This is a genomic window from Proteiniphilum sp. UBA5384, assembly GCF_002410825.1.
Taxonomy (GTDB): domain Bacteria; phylum Bacteroidota; class Bacteroidia; order Bacteroidales; family Dysgonomonadaceae; genus Proteiniphilum.
Genome location: NZ_DHOS01000047.1, coordinates 130,182 through 141,989 on the forward strand (window position 1 = coordinate 130,182; position 11,808 = coordinate 141,989).

The window sequence follows — 11,808 nt, forward strand, 5'->3', positions numbered from 1 at the left end:
AAATATATGAAGAGCTCATTATTCAAATTTATCTTTGTAAGTACATTTGCGGCCATGTTTGCCGTAGCTTGTACGAATGATGTGGTGAACCCGGGACGGGAGGATGGCGTGGCTGTCCGTATCTCCGCCGATATGGGTGGAATGCAAAATCCGGCAATACCCAAAGCAGCAACCCGGGCAGCGAACACTACCTGGGAGCCGGGTGACGTGATCGGGGTGACGATGGTCAAACCCGTATCATTTGACGTGATCAGCCCCTACCGTAACTTTGGGTACAAGAAGACATCGGGCGACGATATTACATTCTCACCCAACGATGCCTCGCAGATAATTTACTTCCCTACCAGTGACGAACAGGTGACTTTCAGGGCATATTACCCCTACAATAAGGAACTTGCCTCGAACTTGGTGATTCCGGTATCCACCAAGGATCAATCCAACCTGGCCGGCATCGACCTGATGACAGCCGATCACCTTGCGGGAACCTCTACCCAGGATCCCAACGTGAAGTTCCACTTCTACCACCGGTTGGCAAAAGTAGTGGTGAACCTCACCGTGGATAACAACAGCATATCCATTCTTAACGGGGTGCAACTGACAATGGGTGCCCAGAAGACAGAGGCCAGTTACGACCTGGTCAGCGAGGAGTTGATTGTCAACAACAGTGCTCCCGACGCCATCATAAACATCCCGGTTTCCGGTGCGAAAGGGGATGCCATTGTATTGCCGAGAGACGCCGGTGAAGGTATGGAATTTAAAATTACTACTGCCGAAGGGCGTATATACACGGCAGTGATGGACCAAGACCTTGAGTTGAAAGCCGGTTATATCCACACGTTTCATATCCGCTTGAAATCGGATGTGGAGATCACCGCTACCATAGAGCCGTGGATAGAAGGTCCGGAGCGCTCCTATGACGCGGTACACTTAGTGACGGGATTAGGGGTGACCGAAGGGTTTGACATGGGACACGAACTGGATCTCTTCCTGAAGGAAGGGGCTGCGCCTGACTTCTCGTTGTTAAGAAAGTTCACCCTTGATGGAGAGAACAACTGGATTCCCGCTTCGCCTGTCTATTGGGAAAGCATCGTCGGGTCACCCGCGGTATTCCGGGGTGCTACCGTCTATGAAGAAGCATTGAACAGTACCCAGATGGCCGATATCCTTATTTCGAAAGATATTGAGGTGGCTCCGTTTAAAGGCATCAACCTCGAACTGGAACATGCGGGCTCCAGGCTGAATATCATATTGCAATCTTCCGACGGAACATATACCGATGCCGATCTTGAAGGTGCGACCGTTGTGTTGCCCGGCTACCTGAACGCCGGTTCCTATAACAATAAGGGAGAGTTTGTACCCGGCACTGCGCGCGGCGATATAAGTCCCGAGAACGGGGTAGCCATCTTCCCGCCGCAATCCGTGGCCAATGGCGATAACCTGCTCACAGTGGAGATTGATGGACGCCTCTACGAGGTGAAGGTGGAAGAAGTAGGTGGCTTCGATTATGAAAAAGGATACGACTACACCTTTGTGGTCGACGCGAGAAAAGCCCAAGTGGAGCTGAGTACCTTGGTCAGCCCTTGGATAGAGGAGACGCGCGAGTATGAAGTTCGTATCGGATCGGCAAACCTCGATAACAACGAAGGCGACCTGTTAGACGAAGACCAACTCTATCTCTTCTCGGGTGACAACACCAACCGTGCTACCCTCCCAGGCCGATTTGTATATAACGAAACGACTGACACATGGACCTACGAAGGACCGTCGGCACCCCTCTACTGGGAAGATATCACCGACACGGGAAATCTCTACGCCTCCATTACCCGCCCCGCTTTTAATGCGGCTTCGGGTAATAACCAGTCCGCCGACTATATTACCGCTACTCCCATCGAAAACAAGGGAGGTACCCACAATACCGCGCTGAATTTCAAGATGACGCACCAAGTGGCCAAAGTGAACGTGATGCTCCGTTCCACCACATACGAAGAGTCTAAGCTGTTGAATGCCAATGTAACCCTTCCCGGTTACGCTATTGGCGGAGGATTAGATAAAGGGATCTATGTCCCCGGAACCGGGGTAGGACCCATCCTGCTCGGGAAGCCGGTGAAAACAGGTGCCGTCCCGGAGATAACATACAACACATCGTCATACTTGCAACCGCAAACAATTGGTTTGTCGCAAGACCTCGTGACGGTGGAGATGGATGGGCGTACCTATACCGTGAAGCCGGAGGATTTAACAGCAGCCCCTTCAGATCCTGTTGTATATGAAGCAGGCAAGGTGGCCAACCTGATCATCACCATCGAGAAAACAGGATTGAGCGCCAGCGTGGAAGTGACCGGATGGACAGAGTTGCCCGCATTGGAGTACGAAGCGCTCTTCTTCTCAGTGACCAATAAGGCATCGGCCGGGTTTGAGCACAACGATCAAGTCAAGTTCTACAAGCTGAACGCCGGTGGTATCGCTGTAGAGGATATCAGTAATGTATATCAGTATACCGGTGGATCTGCCAGTGGCATGTTAAGCCCTGTGGGAACACCCTGGTATAGAGATGATTTCCAAACAGGCGATCTTATTTCGGCAATCTATCCCGCCAATGCGACCGCTCTTGTCGCCGGCGAACGCACATTCAACTGGACTGCCAAGAGTAGCGGAATTACCAACGCGCACGAAGACGACCTGATGATTGCGGCTCCTGTCGCAGCGAGGAACTTGGGAGAGATACAAGCCAATGGCGATGTGGAGTTCGAGTTCAAACACGTACTGAGCAAGGTCACGATCAACCTGATCGTGGGTGAGGGATTTGCATCCACCGAAATAATGCCTGCCACGGTAGCGATGAATAACTTCCAGCTGTCGGGAACAGTTGATGCGATCAACGGTATAGCTACTCCGACGGGGACTGCCACTACCACTTTTAACCCCACGAAGTTGGGTACACCCAATAGTGTGACAGGCAAAACGGTAGTATCCAGTTATGAGGCGTTCGTGATGCCGCAAACTATCGTAGGCAATACGGTGATGGTGACGGTGAGACTGGGCGACGGTATATTCCAAGCCAAACTACCGGCGGATAGAGTGTTTGCCGCAGGTGTGCACAACACGCTGAACCTGACGCTGAACAAGACAGGTGCAGAACTCTCTGCCTCTATTGTGGACTGGAATCATGAAGGGCCCATCGATATAGAACTACATTAATCACACCCGAGCAACAAATTAAAAATTTGATTAGATATGAGACTACAATCAATTTCAAAGATATATAAATCACTGTTGGGCGGTGCCCTGTTCGCCCTCTTGGCGACCGGCTGTACCTCCGAAGATTTCGGTTCGCCGTCCACCAACGATAAGGATGCCGTGATCCTGTCGGCAGGTACTTTCTCCGCCGATCTCCGGTCTACTACCCGTGCTGCGAATAACGAATGGGAAGCCGGCGACCTGATCGGGGTGACCATGTTGGGTACATCCACTCCGGCCACGCCTATTTATACCAACCGCGAGTATCAAGCCGTGAGCGCCGGATCGGGGAGCGTGGCGTTTAACCCCGAATCGGAGGGGCAAAAGATGTATTACCCCATCAACGGTAGCGATGTGACCTTCAAGGCCTATTATCCTTATACGGGGTTACCCGCTTATCCCGAGTATAACCTCGATGTGTCGGGACAGTCGGATCTGGCTAAATTAGACCTGATGACGGCCGAACATAAGAACAGCGATAACACGGCTGTCAACAGCAAGGATAAGAAGGAGGCGCATTTGGTATTTCATCACCGGATGACCATGATTATCGTTAATCTGGCTGCCGAATCCCCCATCGATTTGACAGATAGCAAGTTGGTGCTGAAAGGGATGAAGACTGCCGCAAAGTATAATCTGGCGACCGATGTGTTGACACCCGATGCGACGAGCATGCAGGATATCATTGTTCCTTTGTCGCCCTCCCATACCGGGCAAGCCATCCTGCTGCCGAGGGCAGCGGCTGCGGGTGTTGCTTTCGAAGTGACTACCGCCGATGGTGGTGTGTACACTGCGGCACTGCCGTCCGACCAGGATCTGTCAGGAGGCACCAAATACACCTTCAACCTGACGTTGAAGACCACGCCTACCCTGATCACCGCCAGCATAGAGGATTGGATCGACGGGCCGACCAGAGATTACGACGTGGTGAATATCATTGCCGGCACCGGTACCAACGCCGGTTTCGAAAATGGCGCAGAACTGAAACTTTATACCCTGGACGAGGGTGAAACAAGCTATAGCGACGGGGGGACATTCACCTTTGATGGCTCCAAATGGACAAGAAGCGGCGGACTGCTCTACTGGGAAAGCTTTACAGGACCGACAGTCGATTTCAAAGCGACCTCCACTTTTGCTCCTGCATTGAACGCCGCGCAGGTGGCTGACTATTTAGTGGCTGCCACCCCGGATGTGCCCTTGTATACCGGTCTCCATCTCGAGATGGAGCATGTGGGTGCAAAAGCGACCATCAAGCTGAGCTCAAGCGACGGAACCTATTCTGCGGCTGACTTGGACGGCGCCACGGTCACCCTGCCGGGTTATCGTAACGCTTACGATTTTGATGCGGCTACCGTAACTTATACTACCGCCGCAGTAACAGGCGATATCACTCCCGAAAAACAGGGAACGGGCACTCCTAAAGAACGGGTAGCCATCCTGCCGCCCCAGACAATTGCGGCAGATGTCACCATCGTCAAGGTGGTGATTAATGGACATATCTATGAGGTGAAAGCTGATCCCGCATTTACTTATGAAGCAGGCAAGCGTCATGAGCTCAGGCTGGATATTACCAAGTCGGGTGTGGAGATCACGGTCAGCCTGAAAGATTGGGAAGACGGAGATGATTATGAAGCAGAAGTAAAGATTGGTACTCCCAAAGGTAGTGCGACAAATGAAAACCTTGAGGATGGAGACAAGCTTTATCTCTTCACGGAAGAGAGTGGTACCCGCTCCGCTGTGAGAGGCTATTTTGAATACAATGCCGGAACTTGGGCATTTTCAACACCGGGCGATCCTTTATTCTGGGAAGAGTTGCCTGACAACGGTAAGTTCTATGCCCAAATGGAGCGTGATGCCGTGAACGCCACCGTCTCCTATAACCAGTCGAAAGATTATATTGTGGCTACCCCCGTGGATAACTACGGTGGCACAGGGGCTACAGGTACCCGGATAGACTTTGCGATGGAACATGCGACATCACAGGTACAGGTTGTTTTGAGAACCTCCGATACTTATACGGCAGAGCAACTGAAAGCGGCGATAATCACCCTTCCGGGGTATGCCATCGGCGGAAGCCTCGACAAGGGCGTATATGTGCCGGGAACTAACAGAGGCGATATCCGCTTAGACGAGCCGAATAACACCGAGATATCTACCCGCACCTACCTGCAACCACAGAGAATCGCTACAGGGCAAGAGGTGGTAAGGGTAACTATACCGGGTAGTGTTACCCCTTCAGGTACTGACCGTACTTACCATGTTACCTATAACCACGATGTGGAGTATAACGCAGGTGAGATTACCCACCTCTTTATCACCATCAAGGGAGCGGATGTATTGGTAAGTGTGAAGGTAACTCCCTGGGAAGATCAAACTCCTGTGGAACTGAGTTACTCGTTCGATGAAAGTCCCACGAATGTGGATGGTTTTGAGGATGGCGACGAAATTACCTTCTATCGTCTCGATGGAAGCGGTAAAGTGGTCGATAGCAAAGTATATGTAGTGACTACCGTGGGTGGTAAAAAAGAGTTGGAACCTAAAGACGGAACCCCTTGGTACAGGGATGATTTCGGCACCGGCGACAAGATCGTGGCGGTCTATCCCGATGGGACAAGGACCAATGTGCCAGCCGGTGATAACACGTTCGACGTGGATATGACCGGAAAGAGTGATCCAACCAACCGTGAAAATGATATCCAGGTGGCTTCCGACGGAGTCATCAAAGATAAAAATGCCAACGTCGATTTAACGTTCGAACATGCACTCAGCAAGGTGACGGTGAACATCATTCCGGGCGCAGGGTTTGCTCCCGGTGAAATAACTGCCGGCAATCCCTTGGTGGAGCTTATCCAGTTTATGCAGAAAGGAACGGTGGATATCACCAATGGAAACGTTTCAGGTTTGAATACTCCGGAGGATTTTGCGCCTACGTCGATTCCTCCTACCGGCATGGTCGAGTTGAGTTACTCGGCATTGATCCTCCCGCAGAAGAAAGATGCGAACACCACACTGGTAAAAATAACACTCAACGGTATCGAGTATGAAGCAAAATATCCAAGTGACTTCACTTTTGAACCGGGTAAAAATCATGTCTTGGATATCACCTTGGCAAAGACGGAGTTGAAGCTTTCGGCGAAAATTGCAGAGTGGCAACCCGGTACAAACGGTACCATCACGATTGACTAATGTGTAAAGGAGTAGAATATGAAGCGAATACAGTATATATATAGTGCGGTTGTTTGTGCGTTGCTCGTATTTGCGGGCTGCGACAAGGATGCCGTCGATACTCCCGATACGGGGGAGGGGGAGAAAGTGGCGATTACCCTTTCAGCACCCTCCCAACCGGTAACGGTGGATATAGAAAGTGTAAGGGTATCCCCTTCACGGGATATGCAGACCCGGGCGGAAACAATCAACGGCCGATCCATAGGGGTGGTGGCGGTAAATACAGATGAGACTACTCCCCTTGCCGCTGTTGATTGGTCAGATTATTATCTCGATCATGTCCGGGCAAACGGTACAAATACGCCCCTGAACAGCGAGAAAGAGGTCGTTTTCGCAACCCCTCAATGGTGGCCCTATAATCCGGCTGAGTATCTGGCTTTCGTGGCCTATAGCCCGCATAATGGTGGCGATGGCAGGGTGACCCGCGTGGGTACCTCAAACACCTTGAAGGTTACGGCAAATACTACCGATGCTTTTCCTGATTTTGTCTATACCGAACCGGTAGGCCCTTGGAACAAGGAGACAGCCAAGGCTGCTCCGGACAAAGCTGTTTCACTGGGTGAGTTCCAACATGCGCTGGCAAAACTTGATATCGAGGTGATCCTGGTGGATAAACATGGAGACCCGATACCGTCGGCTCAATTCCCTAACCCCAACCGGTTACGGATCACCGAACTGAAGGTCTCTACCGAAGTGAAGAACGGGGAATTCAACCTGCTTGCCTCGCCCAAAGCGTGGACAGCGCTGGATGCCACGGGCTCAGAACAGACAGTGCGTACCCATATCAGCTCGTCAACAACCTTGACTTCTGATCTCCCGTTGTATACCGGTTGTATGTTATTGCCGGGAACGGAAGGTAAGAGTTATGTGACCATCACCGTTCAGGAGTTACAACCCACAGAGAGTACTGCAGTTACCATGGTTACCAGGAAAGCTAAAATTTCGGAGTTCGAAGTTTCTGCCGGGGTGGGTGCTATGCTTGAGATGGGGAAAATAACCAAACTGACCATCAAAGTCAAATATGTGGCTATCCCTACGCCTCCCGATCCGGAGGACCCTGATGTAGAGCTAATCCTTGAAGGGCAATTGGTGGAATGGGATTATAAAGGGGAAAGTACAGTTACAATTGAATAAAAGCAAAGATTGAAGATATGTTGAAACAAATCTATAAAAATATGACCGTGTTCCTAATCGTGGGAATGGCTGTCGCTTGCTCCTCCGACACGTTGGATAATGTGCCGTTGACCGAAGGTGACGAGCCTATCCAGTTGAATGGGGCGATGACTCGGACATTGGGAGATGCCAGTGACCCGGGGGACGGACTATTGATAACTACCGGAAATCCTTTAGCGGCTTACAGCGGAATCACTTTCCGTCTTGCAGCCCGGACAGTGGAGAGTCCCGTGTCGAACTATTTTATAAATAGTTCGATAGGAATTGGTGACGCAGGAGATATGGGAGGAAGGAATAAAATTACCGGGAACGTCTACTATCCTTTAGGGAAGAAAGCGATCAACCTGTACGCGTATACCGGAGCAACTGCGGCAGCGAACGGGAACATCACTTTAAATGCGGGCACCGCACGCACCAACGATTACCTGTTGGGTACCGGTACGGATGTTAACGGGACAACATCCAAATCGGGAAAATCCGACGACCCTATCGAATATATCACCTTCAAACACCTGATGACACGGGTGGATGTAAAGATACAAGTAGATGGTGACGTGGAAGTTACCAAACCCATAACAATGAATATGCGATTTTTGCAGAGTGGCCCAATCGTGAACAGGGGAACCTATAATATATTCAACGGTGGAAATGCGACGAATAACGCATCGGCGCAATACCAGTTCACAAATATTGGTACAACCGCACAGACCCACTATTTGGTGGCCAACGGTACGAACCTTACCACTTATGCAAACCAGATCGTTTCCTATCTGAAAATTGACGATTACGTGGCTACAGAGGATGACCTGAAAGCACTTACGTTTTCCCGGGCAAATAAAGGAGGAGTTGAAACAGATTTTATTCTTTCACCGGGGCTTGCGTATGACCTGACATTCGTGATCAATCGCCTGAAAATAGTCGATATCCAACTGACATTGAAAGATTGGGATCCCAAGCCGGGAAGCACCGAATGGGGTTACAACCCCAAAACAATTACGTTAGAAAACGATGGTAGTGGCTACTCATTCTCTGGAGAGAATCAGATTACCCAGATGGTATTGAAATATAAGGACACTGACGACAAGGTGTACCAATATATTGGCAATGGAAAGATGGACGGGAGTGACAACAAAATCGACTTTGTGACGCTACCGGCTGATCTCTCGGCAGGAAAAAGCCTTACGGCAGACCTTTATACCAAAGACGGCTTGTTGGTGGATGGTATCACCATCAATCCTTCATCAGGAGATGTATTGCAAGTGCTCAATTTAGGACAATACGGCATGAAAATAAACGGTGATGTCCTTGAGATTTCAACGCCATTGCAATTCGCGCTGATGCTCAATTCATGGTCTAAGCCGGATAATCAAAAGTATGGCATAACCAACACCATCGATATGGGAGGGGTTACCATTAAGTTGATACCGCAAAATTTTCCAAGCGGTTCGGTATTGGATGGAAATGGAAACGAGATCCTTAATGTAGAAATCGATGGGAACGGAATGTTCAACCAAAATCATGGTACCCTAAAGAATTTCCGGATTGTTTCGGGAGTTATTAAAGGTACTACAAGTACTTATATAGGATCTGTGTGCAGAGAAAATTACGGAACGATTGAAGCGGTGGTAAACCAGGCTAATATTCAACCCACTCCCGGACAAGCCAATGCAGGGGGAATTGCAGGATTTAATAATAATAATATTACCGCTTGCGTCAATAGCGGGAATATCCTGGGTGGAACCAAGGTAGGTGGTATCGTGGGATCTGCAGCCGGTGGTAATATTATCGCCTGCGTCAATACAGGGATGTTATATAAAGATGCGGAGTATATTGGAGGCATAATTGGAAATTTAACGAATACTTATCCAGTCGTGAAAAGCAGCTTCTGGTTGACAGGCACGGCACGGAAAAATCAAGAAGTAAGCGATGAACTGGCTATTGGAAATGGGTTGGTAGTTGACGGAGTGGATGCCATCAGTGCCGATCTAGCGGAGTCCTCTATCCGTGGCGAGGCGATGAACCTCTTAAATACGGCATTGACTAACGCCGGGTCACCTTGGAAATTTGTAATGAATCCGGCGATATCTTCCTGGCCAATGGCAGTACTGAATCCTTAATCAAAATAGAATGATATGAAACTAACAATGAAATATATATCTTTTTTAAGTACGGCACTGTTAATGCTCGCCTTCCATAGCTGTTCGGAGGATACGCTCATTTCCGAACCAAGTGTGGAGGGTGAAGGCACGCTGCTGAACCTCTATATAGGCGATATAGTGCCAACGGGCACCACCCGGCTGGCAGAGCTGGGTGGTACCGGTAATATCAGCGGAGGGGAGCGTCCTACCAATGATCCGAACCTTACCGACAAAAAAAATATCGGACTCTATATCTACTATCAGGACGATTATGACGCCGGTAATCTTGTCAATCCCTACGTCCGCAATATGGAGTGTAAAGTGGAGGGAGGTAAGGTAGTCCCGGTAGATGGAAGTGCCATCTATATCTACGACAGGATGACCATCGTGGCTTTCTATCCCTATAACAATGCTCCGGCGGACTATACATTTACAAATGAGATTGACGAGCAGAAGTATTTTATCACCGAGGGAGATTACGCGTACCAGTATTATATTCCTTATCGGGCACAGGCCAATGTGAACCCCACTACGGCGTATCATATGAGTCTGTCGCTCTATCCGGTGCATACTACCAAGATACAGGTGGTGTTGGTGGCGTCTGATCCGGGCAGCTTCCCCGCTGCAACGACCAAAACCAACGGTGTGGTAAAATTAGTGCCGGAGATTGACCCGGTAGATGCCACCTCGGGTGACAAGCGGGAGAACTGGGTGGATGTCGTGGAGCAGGGTTTTGCCGCCCCCAACCCGGTGAGCAGCGGTCAATATGTGCAGCGTTTCAGCATCTATGCCTGGAGGAACGATGACAATACCGCCCCGCATCACGGAAATAACACCAATCACAACGATAACACCATCAAAAGGGGAGAGATATTGCTGCAAAGTGCCGCGTTGACACTCTTCTTCCCTGAGGATGTGGATATTCAAGAAGGGAGGGTGTACCGATACGGCTATAATATGGATACCGGTGAATTGTTTATCCCTACCTCCGAAACATTGGTTTATGACGCGGCGACATTAGCTGCGGCAGGTGGAGGAGGTTACCAGCTGTGTGATATCGACCTGCAAGATGTGGCTGAATGGACGCCACAAATATTGACCGGGACATACGACGGTGGGGGGCACGCGGTGAAGAATATGACGATTACTAATGTGCCGGCAGATAAAAACGTCGGTCTGTTTGGCAGCGCCACCGGTAACTCGTTAATCAAGAATCTGAGCCTCGAGGATCCGATGATCGAGATTGATTTTTCGTCTGCCGGCCCGGATGAAATCCTTCATGTGGGAGGCTTGGTAGGTAAATTGAACCGGGCATTGACGCCGGAGGAAATCGAGGAGATCAAAAATAGATTGACCGTGGATATTCCCCCGGGACTGCCGCAGTCAGTGATCGATGCCCTGATCGCGGATGCGATGAAGGAGTTTACCATAAACACTACCAGCCGGATAGAAGGAAGCAAGGTGTCTGATCCCACTATTACCGTGAAAGGTGAGAACGTGATCGTGGGCGGCCTTGCTGGATCGGTGGGTGATGGCGACGGCTATAAGGGTGCTGTCAAGGATTCCTACGTCTCCGGTGGAACCATAAAGGTAAATGCGGATGATGCCGTGAAGCAAACTTACAACAACGCTTGGGTAGGTGCTTTCACCGGATTGCTCAGCAATGGCAGTATTACCAATAGCTATACTACTGCCGAGGCGGAAGCGTATGTGAAGGAGGTCTCTTCAGATGACCCGCCTGTCGCTATCTCTAAAGATGTGGCGAAAGGATTTGCCAACGTTCAAAGTTATGACGAGATGCCAACGGGTGTTACCCAAACAGTGACATCGAGTTTCACTTATTATTATAAAGGTACGGAAGACGGCGTGACCCGGTTTGATTCGGGATGGCCGGCATGGGGTCTGTATGGAGGTGACTGGCCGGTAGTGGCAAGCACGTTGGGTACCTATTGGGGCAGTATGGGAGCTTCTCCCTCCATCTATCCCTCTTTGGTATGGGAAACCCGTTTGGATGTACAAAAATAAGAATTCGATT

The 11,808-nt window shown here is 50.0% G+C and carries 5 protein-coding genes; all 5 read left to right on the forward strand.

The window, feature by feature from the left end; genetic code table 11:
* Window positions 1–6 precede the first annotated feature (6 nt).
* Genes B4G81_RS09335 through B4G81_RS09355 form a run of 5 tightly spaced genes read left to right on the forward strand, consistent with a single transcriptional unit; the run spans window position 7 to window position 11,798 of the window.
* Window positions 7–3,198 (forward strand): fimbrillin family protein, encoded by a 3,192-nt coding sequence (locus B4G81_RS09335; RefSeq protein ID WP_294081832.1) that lies wholly within the window; start codon window positions 7–9, stop codon window positions 3,196–3,198.
* Window positions 3,199–3,234: 36 nt separating this feature from the next.
* A complete protein-coding gene (locus B4G81_RS09340) occupies window positions 3,235–6,423 on the forward strand; it encodes a fimbrillin family protein (RefSeq protein WP_294081834.1) in 3,189 nt (1,062 codons plus the stop codon).
* Window positions 6,424–6,441: 18 nt separating this feature from the next.
* Complete coding sequence (locus B4G81_RS09345) at window positions 6,442–7,596, forward strand: hypothetical protein (protein WP_294081836.1); 1,155 nt, start codon at window positions 6,442–6,444, stop codon at window positions 7,594–7,596.
* Between the two features lie 17 nt (window positions 7,597–7,613).
* On the forward strand, window positions 7,614–9,752 hold the full coding sequence (locus B4G81_RS09350; protein ID WP_294081838.1) for a fimbrillin family protein: 2,139 nt from the start codon (window positions 7,614–7,616) through the stop codon (window positions 9,750–9,752).
* 15 nt (window positions 9,753–9,767) lie between these two features.
* Window positions 9,768–11,798 (forward strand): fimbrillin family protein, encoded by a 2,031-nt coding sequence (locus tag B4G81_RS09355; RefSeq protein ID WP_294081840.1) that lies wholly within the window; start codon window positions 9,768–9,770, stop codon window positions 11,796–11,798.
* Window positions 11,799–11,808 lie beyond the last annotated feature (10 nt).